The sequence below is a fragment of the Aquabacterium parvum genome (genome assembly GCF_001447195.1).
Taxonomy (GTDB): Bacteria; Pseudomonadota; Gammaproteobacteria; order Burkholderiales; family Burkholderiaceae_C; genus Aquabacterium; species Aquabacterium parvum.
On the sequence record NZ_LFRI01000454.1, the window covers coordinates 1 to 16,719 of the forward strand.

Here is a 16,719-nt window from a genome sequence, read left to right on the forward strand (position 1 = left end):
GCGCTGGTCCTGCACAAACAGGTCGCCACCGGGCTGGCGACGCCAGAAGGCCGAGGGCTTGATGCGTGGGGTGATCATGCGCTCCATCATGCCGTCTCAGGCGCCTTCCGGATGAGAGAGGTTTCTAGAAGTGCCCAAATGGATCACCGATCGTGATTGACTTGCAGGGTGATGGCATCAGCACATTGTCGCCATCTGATGTCCACGTTCGCTTTGATCTGACCGGCGATGGGGTAAAGGACCGCGTCGGCTGGTTGGATGGCTCGGACGGATTCATCGTGCGCGACCTCAACGGCAATGGCGCCATTGACGGCGTGCAGGAAATGTTTGGGGGAATGCACCGGGGTGAAGGCTATGGCGAGTTGGCTGAGCTCGATGGCAACCGGGATGGCGTGATTTCCATGGCGGACGCCGACTTCACTTCTCTTTTGGTGTGGCAGGACTTGAATGTCGATGGCATCACTGACCAAGGAGAGTTGAGAACACTCTCTGAAGCAGGCGTTTCATTGCTGTCGTTGCGGTACGCGAACGTGGACAACTGGCAGAACGAAAATTTCATTGGCGAGTCCTCGTTTGCCCTCCGGGATGGACGTGAAGTTGAGATGGCCGATGTCTATTTCCGTTTGGAGCAGGACGATCATCAAGCTCAAAGTGGCCCGCTCCTGCCGAACCTGTCAGGAGCCAGCGCTCAGCTTGACGGCGCTCACGCCGCCCCATTGGGCATTGATCTGGGCGATTGGGGGGGCTTGGAGTTCAGCTTGAATGGCCCGGGCAAAGCTCGCTTGTTAGCTGATGTCAACGCGGCCGATGCGCAGGTGGCCAGCCTGGTTCAGGCCATGGCATCAATGGCGCCGCCTGTACTGGATGCGGGCATCATGACCACGGTCCGGCACACGGGCTTAACCCCAGTTCTTGCTGCGAACTGGTGCTGACGATGATCCTCAGCCGCGCAGCTTGCGGCTGTGCTCGTGCACCGTGTCCACCAGCACCTTGACGTTGTCCGGCGGGGTGAACTGGCTGATGCCGTGGCCCAGGTTGAAGATGTGGCCGCTGCCGGCGGTGGGCTGGCCGAAGCTGTCGAGCACCTTGATGGCTTCTTCGCGCACCTGCTCAGGTGAAGCGAACAGCACGTTGGGGTCGAGGTTGCCTTGCAGGGCCACGCGGTCGCCGGTGACCTGGCGGGCCTTGCCCAGGTTCATCGTCCAGTCCAGGCCGACCACGTCGCAGCCGCTGCCCGCGATCTCGTCCAGCCAGATGCCACCGCCCTTGGTGAAGACGATGTGCGGGATGCGGAAGCCGTCGTGCTCCTTCTTGAGCTGCGAGAGCACACGCTTCGTGTAGGCCAGGCTGAACTGCTGGAAGGCTCCGTCGGCCAGCACGCCCCCCCACGAGTCGAAGATCATGGCCGCTTGCGCGCCAGCTTCGATCTGGGTGTTGAGGTAGAGCGCCACGGCGTCGGCGTTGACCTCGAGGATGCGGTGCATCAGGTCGGGGCGCTGGTACATCAGCGTTTTGACCAGGCGGTAGTCGTCCGAGCCACCGCCTTCGACCATGTAGCAAGCCAGCGTCCAGGGGCTGCCCGAAAAACCGATGAGCGGCACCTTGCCCACGCCGTTGGCGTCGGCCAGTTCACCGCGGATGGTGCGCACGGCGTCGAACACGTAGCGCAGCTTGTCCATGTCGGGCACGGCGAGCTCGGCCACGGCGGCCTCGTCGCGCACGACCTTGGCGAACTTCGGGCCTTCACCGGCGGCAAAGCTCAGGCCCAGGCCCATGGCGTCGGGCACGGTGAGGATGTCGCTGAAGAGGATGGCTGCGTCCAGGTCGTAGCGGCGCAGCGGCTGCATCGTCACCTCGCAGGCCAGCTCCGGGTTGGTGGCCAGGCCCATGAAGCTGCCGGCCACGTCGCGCGTGGCGCGGTACTCGGGCAGGTAGCGGCCGGCCTGGCGCATCAGCCACACGGGCGTGGCGTCGGTGGACAGGCGCAGGCAGGCGCGCAGGAAGCGGTCGTTGGCCAGCGGGGGCAGGGTGAAAGCAGCACTCATGGGGCGCATTTTAGGCGGCGGCCCCCACGCGGCTTTGCGCCTGCTCATTCAGGTGGGAGATCCGCACAAGCCATGAGTCGAATTTCCGCTTGAACTGGCAGCATGCAACGCATGGCAGTCATCACCGGCGACATCGTCCCCCTCAACCGATCCGAGCACGGCTATGCGGCCATCGAAGGCCTGGCCGGCACCATGGTGCAGGCCTACCTGCTGCGCTTGAACCAGCCGGTGCCCGAAGAGCGCATGCGCCGCACCCTGCGCGAACTGGTCACGGCCTACCCCAAGCTGCGCGCCGCGCTGGAGCCGGGCCTGCACCGCTATCACTTTCGCATCCTGCCCGAGGGGCCGCTGATCGACCAACTCTTTGAGCTGGCCTACAAGGTCGATGCGCACCTGAACCCGGACGACCCGCTGGCGCTGGAGGCCTGGCACCGCGAGCGCATGCACGAGGTGCTGCCGCTGGAGCGAGGCCTGGGCCTGCGTGCGCACTTCGTGCCGCACCCCGAGCGACCGGTGCTGTGTTTCGGCGTGCCCCACATCCTGGGCGACGGCATGACCATGCTGCAGCTGGTCAAGCAGATCCTGCGCGGGCTCAATGGCCAGGCGCTCGAGCCCATGGCCTTGGAGGCGCCGTCGATGATCGGCTCCATCGCGCCCCTGGACTGGCGGCAGTGGCCGCGCCAGGTGATGCGCTCGCGTCGCCACAAGCTTGAAGAAGCGCGGCGCCTGGCCAGCCTGAACATCCAGCAGTGGCCCACGCAACTGGGCACGCATTTCTCGACCACGGGCCTGCGCCACCACGAGGTGCCCACGCCGGTGGCCGATTTGCGCCGCACCGCGCGCGAGCTGGGCGTGTCGCTCAACACTTTCCTGATCGCGGCGCTGGCGCAGACCTTCCTCGATCAGGCGCCGAACGACCCGAAGGCCGCCGCCGTCATCCGCATCTCGGTGAACCTGCGCAAGTACTACCCCGAGTCGGCCGGGCACGGGCACCTGTGGGGCAACCACGTGGGTGCTTTCCTGGTCATCGAGACGGATGCGCGCAAGCCATTGCGCGAACGCGTCAAGTCGATCGACGCCAGCATCAAAGAGGGGCAGGACCGATACGCCCGCCGCGAGATGTGCTGGACCTACCTGCTGGAAGAAGCCCTGCCCTGGCTGGGCCGCACGCTGATCGGCCACATCGGGGTGCAGCTCAAGCGCCAGGGCAAGTTCCCCAAGATCAGCTGCCACGCCACCAGCCTGGGCGACGCCAACCACGTCAACCTGCCCGATGCAGCGGTGCGCGTGGTGCAGATCGTGCCCACGGTCAACAGCATCTCCCCGTTGCCTGTGCTGGTCGAGATGAACGGGCGGCTGAGCCTGCCCTGCAGCTGGCAACTGGGCGAGACACCGGTGGCCGCCGTCGATGACTTCCACCGGCGCTTTGACGAGGTGCTGGCGCGCATGGTGGCCGAGGTGATGCCGCAAGGCGTGGCGGCCTGAGGGCTCTGCAGGGCGGCGGCTGCCCCACACGCCGCCTTGGTCGGGGTCGGGCACGCGTCCTGCTTCGTGTGCCGGCATTTCACCGGCACACTGTGGCAACTGTTGCCCACCCAGACGAGTCACCATGAGCACGCTCCACCTCATCTCCCACCCCCTGGTCCAGCACAAGCTCACGCTGATGCGGCAAAAGGACGCGAGCACCAACAGCTTTCGCCGCCTGCTCGACGAGCTGAGCACCTTGATGGCGTACGAAGTCACGCGGGACATGCCGCTGCAGCCCATCGAGATCGAGACCCCGCTGGAGACCATGACCGGCCACGTGATCGATGGCAAGAAGCTGGTGCTGGTGTCCATCCTGCGCGCGGGCGATGGCCTGCTCGACGGCATGCTGCGCGTGGTGCCGAGCTCGCGCGTGGGCCACATCGGCCTGTACCGCGACCCCGACACCCTGCGCCCGGTCGAGTACTACTTCAAGATGCCTTCAGAGGTCGCCGAGCGCGACGTGATCGTGGTCGACCCCATGCTGGCCACCGGGCATTCGGCTGCCGCCGCCGTTGCGCGCATCAAGCAGCTCAAGCCCCGCTCGATCAAATTCATGTGCCTGCTCGCTGCGCCCGAAGGCGTGGCCGCGATGCAGTCCGAGCACCCCGACGTGGACATCTACACCGCTGCCGTGGACCGCTGCCTCAATGAGCACGGCTACATCCTGCCCGGCCTGGGTGACGCCGGCGACCGAATCTTCGGCACGAAGTGAGGCGATCGCTCCTGTCATGCTGGTGGGCATAGGCAGAGCGGTGCGGCGCGGGTTCGCGCCCAGCCGGCTCAGGCGCCGCGTCCAGCGGCCAGATCGGCCAGTTTCTGGCTTTGCATCAGGCCGGTCACGCTGAGCTGACGCAGGCGATCGTGCAGGCCGTTCCAGTCGGACGATCGGCCCGACTGCAGCGCCTGCCAGCGCCCATGCACGTCGCGCAGGATGCTGTCTGCAGACGATTCGCCGCCCAGGTCTGAGGAGCTGTCCGCCAGTTTGCGGATTTGCGCCAGGCGAGCATCCACGCGCTCGGCCAGAAGGGGCACGGGCTCCTCCTGCCAGGCATCCAGGTCAGATTTCAGATCGCCAGCGGCCTCCACCAGCGGCAACCATGTGCCATGCAGCTCGGCTTCGGCGCGCACTTGGCGCTGCTCGTGCCAGGAAGCAAAGCCCCCGGCGAGCATCAGCAGGCCGCAGGCCGTGCCGAGCGCGAAGGCGCGCCAGTGGACGAGGGGTGAGGGGGCGGCGGCAGAGGAGGCGGACGAGGCCATGGCATCGGTGCCCCGTTGGCGCGGGGGCAGTGGGTGATGCCATGGTGTTCGGCGCCTGCTGCGCCGACTTGACCGCCCCCGCCTTGCCGGCGAGGGCTGCCGTGACGGGTTTCACGCTTGGGCGGGGAGCCTTTGCGTCAGCGGTGCCTGGGGTGTCAGGCGCCTCAGTTCAGCGTGCGCCGGTAGCTCTTGACCGCCAGCAGCCCGAACACCAGCCCGGCCAGCATGATCGGCCACAGGTGCGGCCACATGTCGATCAGCGTGAACTCCTTGAGGAACACGCCGCGCGAGCCGCGCACGAAGTAGGTCAGCGGCAGCCCCTGCGAGATCACCTGCGCCCATTGCGGCATGCCGCTGTAGGGGAACATGAAGCCCGACAGCAGGATGGACGGCAGGAAGTAGAAGAACGACAGCTGCATGGCCTGCATCTGCGACATGGCCGCCGTCGAGATCAGGATGCCCACCGACAGCGTCGTGATGCCATAGGCCAGCAGCAACGCGATCAGCGCCAGAGGGTCGCCCGTGAGCGGCAACTTGAACAACAGGAAGGCGATCGCCAGGATGATCGAGACCTGCACCACCCCCACCAGGAAGGTCGGGATGATCTTGCCGATGATCATCTCCCAGGGCTCGGTCGGCGTGACCAGCAGGAACTCCATCGAGCCCTGCTCTTTTTCCTTGGTGATGGACATGGCCGTCATCACCAGCAGCGACACGTTCAGGATCATGCCCACCAGACCGGGGATGATGAAGAAGGTCTGCTCGCCCTGCGGGTTGAAGCGCCGCTGCACGCGCACCTCCAGCTTGGGCTCGCCGGTGAACGTGGCCTCGATGCCATCCTTGCGGAACAGGTGGGCCGCCGTCTGGCGCGCGACCTCGCCCGTGGAGGTGATGGCGCCGTTGAGCGAGACCGGGTCGGTGGCGTCGGCTTCGACCAGGATCTGCGCCGGCAGGCCGCGCAGCAGGTTGCGCGTGAAGTCGGGCGGGATCTCGACGACCACGGACGTTTGCGCCTTGCGCAGCATCTCGCTGGCCTGGTCGGACGTCAGCTGGCGCTGGTCGATCTCCAGGTAGACCGACTGCTGCAGCGCGGCCTTGTACAGCCGCGAGAACTCGCTCTTGTCGTGGTCCACCACGATCGTCGGGATGTGGCGCGGATCGGGGTTGATCGCGTAGCCGAAGACGATGACGTAGCCGATGGTGACCGACAGCAGCGACACGAAGGTCATGCGGTCGCGCACCATGTGGATCAGCTCCTTGGTGGCGATGGCGGCGATGCGGTTGAAAGCCTGGAACACCTGGGGCTCCTCAGAACTGCGTGATGGAACCCTGCTGCTGCAAGGTCAGGTAGAAAAAGACGTCTTCCAGGCCCACGTCGATGTCGACGGGCGTGCCGGCGTGCAGGCCGTGCTGGGCCAGGTCACGCACCCAGGAACCCACGTCCTCGTGCGAGCGGGCCACCACGCGGATGCTGTTGCCCTGCTGCGAAAGCCGCACGATGCGCGGGTCGTGCGCCAGGTGAGGGTGACGGAAGACCTCCTGCAGCGGCACCTGCGCGGCCACCAGGGGCGCGTCGGCCAGCACCTTCTCAGGCGCGTCGTCGACCAGCAGGCGGCCATACAGCACGTAGGCGATGCGGTTCGAGCGCATGGCTTCGTCCATGTAGTGCGTGCTCACCAGCACCGACACACCGGTCGAGGCGATGTCCTGCAGGATGTCCCAGAAGGCTTCGCGGGCCTTCGGGTCGACACCTGCGGTGGGCTCGTCGAGCAGCAGGATGCGGGGGCGGTGCGCCATCGCGCAGGCCAGGGCCAGGCGCTGCTTCCAGCCGCCCGACATGGTGCCCACGCGTTGGCGGTCGCGGCCTTCGTTGTCGAAGGCGAACTGTTTGACCAGCTCGGTGACCCGCCCGGCCACGTCCTTGATGCCGTAGAGCTTGCAGACGAACTGCAGGTTCTCGCGCACCGTCAGGTCGCGGTAGAGGCTGAAGTGCTGGGTCATGTAGCCCAGCAAAGGCTTGATCTTGGGTGCCTGCGTGGCGATGTCGAAGCCCAGGCAGGTGCCGCGCCCCGAGGTCAGCGGCACCAGGCCGCACATCATGCGGATGGCGGTGGTCTTGCCCGAGCCGTTGGGGCCGAGGAAGCCGTAGAGCTGGCCTTCCTCGATGGTCATGTTGAGCTGGTCGACGACCGTCTTGTCACCAAAGGTCTTGGTGAGGTCGCGCACCTCGATGATGGACTGGGCCACGTCGCGTCCTTCGCTTGCGTTCAGGAGGCTTTCGCGGCCACGCCGGCCACCTTCACGCCCACCGGGGTGCCGGGGGGCGCGGTGCAGCCGGCCGGGGTTTCCAGGCGCGCTTCGGTCAGGAAGCTCAGGCGGTCACGCAGCTCCTGGCTGAACATCATCGGCTGGGTGTACTCGGGGCGGGCGCTCACGCGCGTGACGCGGGCGATGGCGGGCTTGTCGCAGCCCGAGATCTCGACGGCGACCTGGTTGCCAGGCAGGAACTTCGGGCGCAGGTCATTGGGCACGAAAAAGCGCACGCGCAGCGAGCCGGTGTGCAGGATGGTCATCGTGGTGCTGCCGGCGGTGGCGAACTCGCCCTGGCGCACGTACAGCTCCTGGATCACGCCAGCCACCGGGGCCGTCACCTGCTTTTGCTGCAGCAGCCACTCGACCTGGGCCACGCCGGCCTGGGCCGCCACGGTCTGGGCCTGTGCTGCGGCCTGCTCGTCGGTGCGCGCGCCTTCCTTGGCCACGCGCAGCGCCGCGCGGGCGTCTTCGACCTGGGCTTCGGCCAACTGCACGTTGGTGCGGTCGTTGTCCACCTGTGTTTCGCTCACGAAGTTCTTCTTGAGCAGCGACTCGCTCTTTTTCAGGTTGCTTTCGGCCTGCGAGAGCTGGGCCTGGGCGTAGCGCAGCTTGGCGCGCAGGCTTTCGAGCTCGGCCTGGCGGGCGCCCTTGCTCAGGTTTTTGCTCTGCGCTTCGGCCTGCTGCTTGCGGGCCTGGGCTTCGGCCAGGCGGGCCTGCTCCTGCTGCGACTCCAGCGTGTAGAGCATGTCGCCCGGCTTGACGATCTGGCCTTCCTTGACGCTGAGCTGGGCCATCGTGCCCGAGACCGGCGAGGCCACCGAGGTGGTGTCGGCCTCGATGTAGCCGGGCAGTTGCAAATCGGCCTGACCGTCGAAGAAGCAGCCGCTCAGGCCCAGGCTCAAGGGCAAGGCCAGCAGCGAGGCCGCCAGCACGCTCGGGCGCACGCGGTGTTGGGTGGGGGTCGACGGCAACTTCATGTCGAAACTTTCATGTCACTCGGGTTCACGGCTGGGGCCTCACAGGCGCCCCAGCTCCACATACAACGGACGGTTGTCGATGCCGGGGCGCGGATCGTCACCATAGCTCAGCCAGAAGTGGCTGGAGATGAGTTTTTGGCGTTTGTAGCCGCGCGGCACATCGACCAGCGGATCGCCATGGGTCACCGCCGTGGCCAGGGCGTCGTACTTCTGGCCTTCGTGCGCCATCACCCAGTCGATCAGGGCCTGAAAGGTGGCCTTGTCGTCACCAGCGATCAGCACGTTGTAGAGCGTCAGGTAGTTCAGCACGCCGCCCACCGGCGGCAGCTTGAAGCCACCGGCCAGGCTCACGTACAGGTTGTAGATCGGGCGCAGCACCTGGATGGCGGGCTTGAAGCCCATGATGCGCGTCTGCTTGTAGGCCTTCTGGTTCCAGCCGGCCAGCATGCCGATGATCTCGCCACCCTTGAGCGCCAGCACGTAGTCGCTGACCTTCAGGCCTGTGTAGTACGGATCGCCCTTGGCCATCTTCTCGAAGTCGTAGAGCGGGTAGCCGTTGCGGCGCGGCGCTTCGCGATCGAAGAAGGCCTGCATGGCGGGCAGGTCGGCGTGGGTGGCCGCGCGCAGGGTCACGCCAGCGGGGATGCGCGGCTTGACCTTGCGCACGAAGATGAAGCTGGTCTCGATCGTGTGGCTGACCCAGTAGCGAAACAGCACGTCATCCTTGACGCGCGACGCAGCTTCCAGCGGCGCGGTGTTGTCCTTCATCACGATGCCGTGCATCAGGTCATCGGTGTTGCGGAACTTTTTCTGCTCGGCGAACAGGGACGAAGCAATGCCGCGACGGCGGTAGAACGGGTCCACGCGCGTGTCGCCCGAGTAGTACAGGCGGCGCTTCTTGCCGCTGATGTACATGTCGTGGCCCGAAATCACCGTCAGGCCGGCCAGCACGTCGGGGCGCTCGTCGTCATCGGCCACGGTCATGATGAACTCGTCGCCGACCACGCGCGCGCCAATGAAGAAGTCCGGCAGGCGCTGAAAGCACATCTCGGCCGGGCCGGGCATGGTGATCTTGGAGACCAGGTCGTGGATCTTGGGGTTGTCGGCTTCGCTGCCGATGCGGATGGTGATGGCCATGGTGCTGCTTGGTTTCTTGAGAGGTCTTCAGGCGTCCAGCGAATCGCGCAGCATCGCGGGCACCGAGCCACGCCAGTGGCGCAGGGGCTCGATCTTGATGTTGCCTTCGATCATGCCGCGCTCGCGGCACTGGTCCATGTAGATCTGGCGCATGTGGGGCAGGGCCACGCAGGCGGCGTGCTGCAGTTGGCCCAACTCGCGCGCCAGCTTGTAGTGGAAGTTGGCCTGAAGGGCTTTTTCCACCTGCGCGGCCAGGTCGCTTTGGATGGCCTGGCGAGCCTGGCTGGACACGCCTTCGTCGCACTCGACCAGCAGCACGTAGCCCGGTGTGCGACCGCGTGCCTCGTCCAGGGCCAGCAGCGTCACCGGCAGCGCCCCCGACAGCGACAAGCCATCCTGCACGGCTTGCGCCGTGGTGGCGCTGGTCTTCTCGCCAACCAGGTCGACGCCGTCGTTGCGGCCCAGGAAGGTCAGGCAGGGCACCTGGCCCAGGCTGCCTTCGACGCGCAGCACGTCGCTCATCTGGTAGCGCGCGAAGCCGCTGCCCGTCGTCATCACGGGGATGACCTCCTGGCCTTCGCGCAACTGCCACGCGGCCAGCGTCTGCCCGTCGTTGGCGTCGACGAACTCGTAGAAGTGGCTCAGGTAGGACAGCGGGTAGCGCCCCTGGAAGGGGAAGGTCACCACGCCCTCGGTGGCCCACAGGCCCTTGCCCTGGAAGTTCGCGTGCGGCAGGAAGCCATGCAGCTTGCGCGCCCAGGGCGTGGCAGCGGCCGTGTCCCAGGCGCTGACCACGGCCAGGCTCGGCCACAGCGCCTTGAAGAAAGCCGGGTCCATGCGACCGTCCCAGCCGCGCAGCAGGCTGGCGGCGCGCTGGGAGCGAGGGCATGGCACGCCTGCCATCGACGCGGTGCGCCGGCCCCAGTTGCCTTGCGCCAGCACCTGCGACAGCTCCTCGCGCCAGTGCGACATCTGCTCCAGCAAGCCCAGCCCGAAGGTCGGGCTCCACACCGAAATGAAGCCCAGCGCGTCGTCGGCGGCCAGGTAGGCGATGGTGGCGAACAACGAGTCGTCAGACGACTGCGCCAGCGCGATCTCCTGCGGCGCGGCTTGCGTCAGGTAGGCCAGCAGGCGCTTGCCGAACGACAGCATCTTCATGTCGTCGTTGATGTCGCCGGCGGTCTGGCTGCGCATCTCGGTCGGGATCCACGACAGCGACCAGTAGTGCGTGCCGCGCCCTTGCTGGGGGAACTGCCGGTACAGGTCGCCCACCCAGGCCGTGATGACCTGGTCGAGCTCGTCGAGAAACATCTTCGTGTACGGGACCCACTTGACCGCCGAGGTCGAGCCGCTGGTCGGCTGGTAGCGCATCACCGGCGAGTCGATCAGCAGCGACTGCTTGCGCGCGCGCTGCTGCGCGATCACTTCGGCGTGATCCTGGTAGGTGCTCAGCGGCAACTGGCGCGAAAACTCCTCCCACGACCAGTCCGCGCGGATGCCACGGCGCTGGCCCTCGGGCGAGCGCGACACGGCGGACAACCAACGACTCAGCCGGGCGCGCTGGACCGATTCCAGTTCACCGAGGTGCCGTTCGAAGCGCTGGCGCCCCGGGGCGACCAGCAGGCGGAGGAGGTGGTGTCCGAGGGTGGTGCCGGCCCCCATCAGGAGGCCTTGGAACGCTCGAAAGCGTCCTGGGCATTGCCGTCATCCCAGGCGGCTGATTCGCGGCGGCTCGTCGTGGGCTTGACGTCCAACTCCTGACCCGGACGGCTGTGCGTGCCCAGGATGTGCTTCTTGACCCACTTCCAGGGCACGTCCACGATGGAGCGGAACAGGCTCTCGTAATCACAGGCGGCCAGGCAGGGCACCTCGTGGCCCTGGCGCCAGCCCGGGTTGACCTTCTCAAAAAAGGCGATGTGCTTGTTGGCGGCCTTGAGCTCGGGCGTGATGCCGGCCACGTCGCCTTTGAGGCGCACGTAGTCGTTGCCGAAGTCCAGCACCATGTTCTCGCGGTCGAAGGCCTCGGGGAACAGGGCGTCGCAATACGCTTCGGTGATGCGGCGATAGCGATCGTCCATGCCCGGGCGGTTGCCGCCGACCTTGGGGTAGTAGTTGTAGAAGTTGTTCGTCATCAAGAGGTACGTCTTGTAGCCCTTGGAGATGAGGAACCAGTAGAACGGCACGAAGGGGCGCTTGATGCGCTCGATGATCAGGCGGCGGTAGAAGGTGTTGGCCAGCGCGTTGTTGCCCCAGTAGGCCGGCTCGATGATGGTGTCGCCGCTGAAGATGCCGCGCAGGCGCTTGCCATCGACCTTGATATCGAAGAAGGTCTGGGTGGAAAAGCCCACCACCTTGTCGTCGGCCTTGCGGGTGACCAGGATCACGCCGGACTTCTTGCTCAGGTCGTTGAGGAAGATGTCGAGCGAGGTGTTCTCGTAAAACGACGAATACAGCTCGTACATCTGCTTGATGTGCGTGACCGTGATCGCCTGGATCGGGCGAAAGAAGGTGCTGACTTTTTCTTTCCTGGCCGTGGTGGACATGCTGAGGCTCCATCGAAGCGCGTGGCTTCTGCGATCGAGCGCCGGGCCGGTGGGCTGGGGCGTCGACGTTGACTACCGTTTTGTTACGCGTTCGTTACGCGTTGACGTTGAGGTGAGGATGCGCCCCCCCCTTTTTGAGCGGACACCGGGCTTGCCCTCGGTGAACACTTATATGAGGGGTGTGTAATGCCGCAGATTAGTAAGAAGGGGGAGGGGGGCAACCTGAGGGTTTAGGAGGGGAGGGGATAAAAGCTGTGCGATCGCAGCGCCATGGGCGCTTCCATGTGATCGACATGCGCCCTGGCTGTTTGAATTGCGGCCGATCTGCCCCGCTTGAAGCAGGCTCGGCGCCCGCCAGAACCCCCCGTTTGCGCCGAACTGCACACGGGGGGCTTGGTCTGGCTCGCAGTCCTGCGTATAATCTTTAGGTTTTGCCGACGCCGTGGTGGCGTTTGAATCCGGTGATGTCAATGAGTGGTTCCCACACCAAGCTGCGGATGAAGCCATTTGAAGACAGTGATCTGGACGAAGACGCCCTGCCGCCGGTCAGCCCGCTGACGCGAGAAGAGGCGCAAGCCTTGCTCGCACGGCAGCCCTCTTTCACCGTCTGGCAGGCCTTGGCCTCTCAAGCGGGGGTGGGGCTGCTTGTCGCGCTGATCTGGGGGGCGCTGGCCGCAAGTCAGGCTGCTTTCCTGTCCGCCTTGTATGGCGCGGTGGTGGTGGTCGTGCCGAATGCGCTGATGGCGCGCGGCGTCTTCGGTCGGCGAGCGGGGCGCAGTGTCGGGGGTCTTCTTGTGTGGGAGATCCTCAAGCTGTGTCTGTCCGGGGCCTTGCTGGTCCTGGCGCCGGTGGTGCTGCGCCCGATCGACTGGGCTGCGCTGCTGGTCACCATGGTGTTGTGCCTGAAATCGATTGCCGTGGCGCTGTTGATCCAGCAGCGTCGCACCAGGAATAGAAACGTTTGACGAGAGTCGCCCATGTCTGCTGAACAGCATGCCCTGACCGCGCCCGAGTACATCGGGCACCACCTGCGTCACCTGCAGAACAAAACCGAAGCCCAGGCCATCGTGGACTGGAGCTACATCAACATCGACTCGGTTTTCTGGTCGGTGGTGATGGGCCTGCTGGGCGTGTTCCTGTTGTGGAAGGCCGCTCGCAAGGCCACCTCCGGCGTGCCGGGTCGCTTCCAGGCGGCGGTCGAAATGCTCGTCGAGCTGGTCGACACGCAGGCCAAGGGCATCATCCCCAGCGCCGAGTCGCGCAAGGCCGTGGCCCCTGTGGCCCTGACGGTCTTCGTCTGGATCTTCTTCATGAACGCGATGGACCTGCTGCCCGTCGACTTGCTGCCCCGCATCTGGGAAGGCGTCTACGCTGCCGCTGGTCACGACCCCCATCACGCCTACATGCGCGTGGTGCCCACCGCTGACCTGTCCATCACCCTGGGCATGTCGATCAGCGTGCTCCTGATCTGCCTGTACTACAACATGAAGGTCAAGGGTGTGGGCGGCTGGATCAAGGAGCTCTTCACGGCCCCCTTCCATGCGCACGGTCCCGTCGGCACCATCCTGCTGCTGATCCCCAACTTCTTCCTGAACCTGGTCGAGTTCGGCGCCAAGACGATCTCTCACGGCATGCGGCTGTGGGGCAACATGTACGCTGGCGAGCTGGTGTTCATGCTGATCGCCCTGCTCGGCGCGGCCGTTGGCACGACGCTGACCGCTGGTGGCGCTGGCCTGTGGTTCCTCGGCGTGCTCGCCGGTTCTGCCTGGGCCATCTTCCACATCCTGATCATCGCGCTGCAGGCCTTCATCTTCATGATGCTGACCCTGGTGTACATCGGTCAGGCACACGAAGGTCACTGACCTTCGATCTCTCCCTGTTTCTTTCCCCCTTCCTTCTTTTTCAACCTCCCTTTTTTATTCTTAGGAGCAATCATGGAACTGGTGTTGGCTAACGTCGCTCTGGCTTGTGGTCTGATCATCGCCCTGGGCGCCATCGGTGCCTGTATCGGTATCGCCCTGATGGGTGGCAAGTACTTCGAAGCCACCGCTCGTCAGCCCGAGCTGATGAACGAACTGCAAACCAAGATGTTCCTGCTGGCTGGTCTGATCGACGCCGCCTTCCTGATCGGTGTCGGTATCGCCATGCTGTTCGCCTTCGCGAACCCCTTCATCGCCGCCCTGGCCAAGTAATCGGTCTTTCTCGACTGAACATCCCCTTTAACCGAGAAAGGTCCGAGCCGTGAATCTGAACGCAACGCTGTTCGCGCAGATCGTGGTCTTCGGGATCCTCTGGTGGTTCACGATGAAGTTCGTGTGGCCGCCGATCACGAAGGCGCTCGACGAGCGCGCAAGCAAGATCGCCGATGGTCTGGCTGCCGCCGACAAGGCCAAGCTGGAACTGGCGAACGCCAACAAGAGCGTCCAGGCTCAGCTCGCCCAATCCCGCGACGAAATCGCTCAACGACTGGCTGACGCTGAAAAGCGCGCTGCCGTGATCGTTGAGGAGGCCAAAAAGCGCGCTTCCGACGAAGCCGCCAAGATCGTTGCTGATGCCAAGGCAGAAGCAGATCAACTGGCCACCCAGGCCCGTGAGACCCTGCGTGAGCAGGTCGCCGGTCTGGCCGTCAAGGGTGCCGAGCAGATCCTTCGCCGCGAGGTCTCTGCCCAGGTCCATGCCGACCTGCTGAGCCGCCTGAAGTCGGAGCTGTGATCATGGCCGAGCTTGTCACCATCGCCCGTCCTTACGCCGAAGCGCTGTTCAAGGCCACTCCCCAGGCTGAGCAATCCGCCTGGGTGGCGCAAGTCGCTGCCCTGGGGCAAGTCGCTCGCGACGCCCAGGTGCAAGGCCTTGCCGACAACCCCCGTGCCACGCAAGACCAGGTCTATGGCGTGATCACGGAGGCTGCCAAGGTGGCGCTTGCGCCGGTCGTGGCCAATTTCCTGCGTACCGTTCTGGAAAACGGTCGTCTGGCGGCCCTGCCGCTGATGGCCGAGCAGTTCCAAGCCCTCGTGCAAGCCCGTCAGGGTGTGTCCGAAGCCCGCATCACCAGCGCCTTCGCGGTGTCCGACGAACAAGTCGCCGACATCCTGGTGCCGCTGGAAAAGCGCTTTGGTCGCAAGCTGACAGCCACGGTCGACATCGACCCTGAGCTGATCGGTGGCGTGCGAGTGGTGGTCGGCGACGAGGTGCTCGACACCTCCGTCAAGGCCCGCCTGGAACGCATGAAGTCGGCCCTCCTGGCTTGAATCGGAGCCCGGCCTCAACCTAGAACAGTCGCCCTACCCCCGGTGGCCGCGTGCCACCGGATGTTGTCAACGAGGTTTGCCTTCGAGCAGCCCTTGACCAGACTGGGAGCAAAGCAATGCAACTGAATCCCGCAGAAATTTCCGAACTGATCAAGAGCCGCATCGAGGGTCTCGGCGCGGCTGCCGACATTCGCAACCAAGGCACCGTGATCTCCGTGACCGACGGCATCGTCCGCGTCCACGGCCTGTCCGATGCCATGCAAGGCGAAATGCTGGAGTTCCCCGCGGACGCCTCCGGCGTTCCCACCTACGGTCTGGCCCTGAACCTGGAGCGTGACTCCGTCGGTGCCGTGATCCTGGGTGCTTACGAGCACATCTCCGAAGGCGACATCGTCAAGACGACCGGTCGCATCCTGGAAGTGCCCGTGGGCCCCGAACTGGTCGGCCGCGTGGTCAACGCCCTGGGTCAGCCCATCGACGGCAAGGGCCCGATCAACGCCAAGCTGTCTTCTCCCATCGAGAAGATCGCCCCCGGCGTGATCGCCCGTGAATCCGTCTCGCAGCCCCTGCAGACCGGCATCAAGTCCATCGACTCGATGGTGCCCGTCGGCCGTGGCCAGCGCGAGCTGATCATCGGTGACCGCCAGACCGGCAAGACCGCTGTCGCCATCGACGCGATCATCAACCAGAAGGGCCAGGGCGTCACCTGCATCTACGTCGCCATCGGTCAGAAGGCTTCGTCGATCAAGAACGTCGTGCGCGCTCTGGAACAAGCCGGCGCCATGGAATACACCATCGTCGTCGCCGCTTCGGCCTCTGACTCGGCTGCCATGCAGTTCGTGTCGGCCTACTCCGGCTGCGCCATGGGCGAGTACTTCCGCGACCGCGGTCAAGACGCCCTGATCGTGTACGACGACCTGTCCAAGCAGGCCGTGGCCTACCGTCAAGTCTCGCTGCTGCTGCGCCGTCCTCCCGGACGCGAAGCCTTCCCTGGCGACGTGTTCTACATCCACTCGCGCCTGCTCGAACGTGCAGCCCGCGTGAATGCCGACTACGTCGAAGCCTTCACCAAGGGTGAAGTCAAGGGCAAGACCGGCTCGCTCACCGCGCTGCCTATCATCGAAACCCAGGCCGGTGACGTGTCCGCCTTCGTTCCGACCAACGTGATCTCGATCACCGACGGTCAGATCTTCCTGGAAACCAACCTGTTCAACGCTGGCATCCGCCCCGCCATCAACGCCGGTATCTCGGTGTCGCGCGTCGGTGGTGCAGCCCAGACCAAGGTGATCAAGGGCCTGTCCGGCGGTATCCGTACCGACCTGGCGCAGTACCGTGAACTGGCTGCTTTCGCGCAGTTCGCCTCGGACCTGGACGCCGCCACCCGCAAGCAGCTCGACCGCGGTGCCCGCGTGACCGAACTGCTCAAGCAGGCCCAGTACCAGCCGCTGTCGATCTCCCTGATGGGCGCGACCCTGTTCGCCGTCAACAAGGGCTACATGGACGACGTCGAGGTCAAGAAGGTCCTGGCCTTCGAAGCCGGTCTGCACCAGTTCCTCAAGACCAGCCACAGCGCGCTGCTGGCCAAGATCGAACAGACCAAGGCCCTGGACAAGGACGCTGAAGCTGAACTGCAATCGGCCGTCGTCGCGTTCAAGAAGACCTTCGCCTAAAG

17 protein-coding genes are annotated in these 16,719 nt (G+C 65.2%); 9 read left to right on the top strand and 8 right to left on the bottom strand.

Annotated elements, in window-relative coordinates; all coding sequences use genetic code 11:
* Nucleotides 1-152: 152 nt before the first annotated feature.
* The gene (locus tag ABG80_RS17615; RefSeq protein WP_058088919.1) at nt 153-932 is read left to right on the top strand and encodes a hypothetical protein; all 780 of its coding nucleotides are present in this window, start codon (nt 153-155) and stop codon (nt 930-932) included.
* Between the two features lie 9 nt (nt 933-941).
* Here the strand turns inward: ABG80_RS17615 and hemE are convergent, their stop codons facing one another.
* A complete protein-coding gene (hemE, locus tag ABG80_RS17620) occupies nt 942-2,045 on the bottom strand; it encodes a uroporphyrinogen decarboxylase (protein WP_058088956.1) in 1,104 nt (367 codons plus the stop codon).
* A 111-nt stretch (nt 2,046-2,156) separates the two neighbouring features.
* Between hemE and ABG80_RS17625 the strand changes: the two genes are divergently transcribed.
* Both ABG80_RS17625 and upp read left to right on the top strand, forming a co-directional pair.
* Entirely contained in the window at nt 2,157-3,530 is a 1,374-nt protein-coding gene (locus ABG80_RS17625) for a hypothetical protein (RefSeq protein ID WP_152987724.1), read from the top strand.
* Between the two features lie 124 nt (nt 3,531-3,654).
* Nucleotides 3,655-4,284 carry a uracil phosphoribosyltransferase gene (gene upp, locus ABG80_RS17630; protein ID WP_058088921.1) on the top strand — a complete coding sequence of 210 codons (630 nt, stop codon included), beginning with the start codon at nt 3,655-3,657 and terminating at the stop codon, nt 4,282-4,284.
* Nucleotides 4,285-4,352: 68 nt separating this feature from the next.
* On the opposite strand, the gene ABG80_RS17635 is transcribed toward upp, so the two are convergent.
* The 7 genes from ABG80_RS17635 to ABG80_RS17665 form a co-directional block, all read right to left on the bottom strand.
* On the bottom strand, nt 4,353-4,829 hold the full coding sequence (locus ABG80_RS17635; protein WP_058088922.1) for a hypothetical protein: 477 nt from the start codon (nt 4,827-4,829) through the stop codon (nt 4,353-4,355).
* Between the two features lie 164 nt (nt 4,830-4,993).
* Entirely contained in the window at nt 4,994-6,127 is a 1,134-nt protein-coding gene (locus tag ABG80_RS17640) for an ABC transporter permease (RefSeq protein WP_058088923.1), read from the bottom strand.
* Between the two features lie 10 nt (nt 6,128-6,137).
* The gene (locus ABG80_RS17645) at nt 6,138-7,076 is read right to left on the bottom strand and encodes an ABC transporter ATP-binding protein (protein WP_058088924.1); all 939 of its coding nucleotides are present in this window, start codon (nt 7,074-7,076) and stop codon (nt 6,138-6,140) included.
* 20 nt (nt 7,077-7,096) lie between these two features.
* Nucleotides 7,097-8,119, bottom strand: coding sequence for an HlyD family secretion protein (locus ABG80_RS17650; RefSeq protein ID WP_058088925.1), 1,023 nt, complete (start codon nt 8,117-8,119; stop codon nt 7,097-7,099).
* A 39-nt stretch (nt 8,120-8,158) separates the two neighbouring features.
* A complete protein-coding gene (locus ABG80_RS17655) occupies nt 8,159-9,256 on the bottom strand; it encodes a GNAT family protein (RefSeq protein WP_058088926.1) in 1,098 nt (365 codons plus the stop codon).
* 27 nt (nt 9,257-9,283) lie between these two features.
* Nucleotides 9,284-10,918, bottom strand: coding sequence for a GH3 family domain-containing protein (locus ABG80_RS17660; RefSeq protein ID WP_058088927.1), 1,635 nt, complete (start codon nt 10,916-10,918; stop codon nt 9,284-9,286).
* Complete coding sequence (locus tag ABG80_RS17665; protein ID WP_200964343.1) at nt 10,918-11,799, bottom strand: hypothetical protein; 882 nt, start codon at nt 11,797-11,799, stop codon at nt 10,918-10,920. Before ABG80_RS17665 ends, ABG80_RS17660 begins: the two co-directional genes overlap by 1 nt.
* Before the next feature lie 470 nt (nt 11,800-12,269).
* Here ABG80_RS17665 and ABG80_RS17670 point away from each other — a divergent pair, with 470 nt between their 5' ends.
* The 6 genes from ABG80_RS17670 to atpA all read left to right on the top strand — a co-directional run bounded on the left by ABG80_RS17670 (nt 12,270) and on the right by atpA (nt 16,717).
* Nucleotides 12,270-12,764 (top strand): ATP synthase subunit I, encoded by a 495-nt coding sequence (locus ABG80_RS17670; RefSeq protein WP_160322590.1) that lies wholly within the window; start codon nt 12,270-12,272, stop codon nt 12,762-12,764.
* A gap of 12 nt (nt 12,765-12,776) precedes the next feature.
* On the top strand, nt 12,777-13,661 hold the full coding sequence (atpB, locus tag ABG80_RS17675; RefSeq protein ID WP_058088929.1) for a F0F1 ATP synthase subunit A: 885 nt from the start codon (nt 12,777-12,779) through the stop codon (nt 13,659-13,661).
* A 72-nt stretch (nt 13,662-13,733) separates the two neighbouring features.
* Nucleotides 13,734-13,991 (top strand): F0F1 ATP synthase subunit C, encoded by a 258-nt coding sequence (atpE, locus tag ABG80_RS17680; protein ID WP_058088930.1) that lies wholly within the window; start codon nt 13,734-13,736, stop codon nt 13,989-13,991.
* 49 nt (nt 13,992-14,040) lie between these two features.
* Nucleotides 14,041-14,511: a F0F1 ATP synthase subunit B gene (locus ABG80_RS17685; protein ID WP_058088931.1), complete on the top strand. Its 471-nt coding sequence runs from the start codon at nt 14,041-14,043 to the stop codon at nt 14,509-14,511.
* 2 nt (nt 14,512-14,513) lie between these two features.
* Nucleotides 14,514-15,047 (top strand): F0F1 ATP synthase subunit delta, encoded by a 534-nt coding sequence (locus ABG80_RS17690; RefSeq protein ID WP_058088932.1) that lies wholly within the window; start codon nt 14,514-14,516, stop codon nt 15,045-15,047.
* A 116-nt stretch (nt 15,048-15,163) separates the two neighbouring features.
* On the top strand, nt 15,164-16,717 hold the full coding sequence (gene atpA / locus ABG80_RS17695; RefSeq protein WP_058088933.1) for a F0F1 ATP synthase subunit alpha: 1,554 nt from the start codon (nt 15,164-15,166) through the stop codon (nt 16,715-16,717).
* Nucleotides 16,718-16,719 lie beyond the last annotated feature (2 nt).

Excerpts from the sequence above, each read along its gene's own strand:
- hemE (WP_058088956.1), bottom strand. The coding sequence starts at position 2,045 with ATGAGTGCTGCTTTCACCCTGCCCCCGCTGGCCAACGACCGCTTCCTG.
- ABG80_RS17625 (WP_152987724.1), top strand. The coding sequence starts at position 2,157 with ATGGCAGTCATCACCGGCGACATCGTCCCCCTCAACCGATCCGAGCAC.
- upp (WP_058088921.1), top strand. The coding sequence starts at position 3,655 with ATGAGCACGCTCCACCTCATCTCCCACCCCCTGGTCCAGCACAAGCTC.
- ABG80_RS17635 (WP_058088922.1), bottom strand. The coding sequence starts at position 4,829 with ATGGCCTCGTCCGCCTCCTCTGCCGCCGCCCCCTCACCCCTCGTCCAC.
- ABG80_RS17650 (WP_058088925.1), bottom strand. The coding sequence starts at position 8,119 with ATGAAGTTGCCGTCGACCCCCACCCAACACCGCGTGCGCCCGAGCGTG.
- ABG80_RS17655 (WP_058088926.1), bottom strand. The coding sequence starts at position 9,256 with ATGGCCATCACCATCCGCATCGGCAGCGAAGCCGACAACCCCAAGATC.
- ABG80_RS17660 (WP_058088927.1), bottom strand. The coding sequence starts at position 10,918 with ATGGGGGCCGGCACCACCCTCGGACACCACCTCCTCCGCCTGCTGGTC.
- ABG80_RS17665 (WP_200964343.1), bottom strand. The coding sequence starts at position 11,799 with ATGTCCACCACGGCCAGGAAAGAAAAAGTCAGCACCTTCTTTCGCCCG.
- ABG80_RS17670 (WP_160322590.1), top strand. The coding sequence starts at position 12,270 with ATGAGTGGTTCCCACACCAAGCTGCGGATGAAGCCATTTGAAGACAGT.
- atpB (WP_058088929.1), top strand. The coding sequence starts at position 12,777 with ATGTCTGCTGAACAGCATGCCCTGACCGCGCCCGAGTACATCGGGCAC.
- atpE (WP_058088930.1), top strand. The coding sequence starts at position 13,734 with ATGGAACTGGTGTTGGCTAACGTCGCTCTGGCTTGTGGTCTGATCATC.
- ABG80_RS17690 (WP_058088932.1), top strand. The coding sequence starts at position 14,514 with ATGGCCGAGCTTGTCACCATCGCCCGTCCTTACGCCGAAGCGCTGTTC.
- atpA (WP_058088933.1), top strand. The coding sequence starts at position 15,164 with ATGCAACTGAATCCCGCAGAAATTTCCGAACTGATCAAGAGCCGCATC.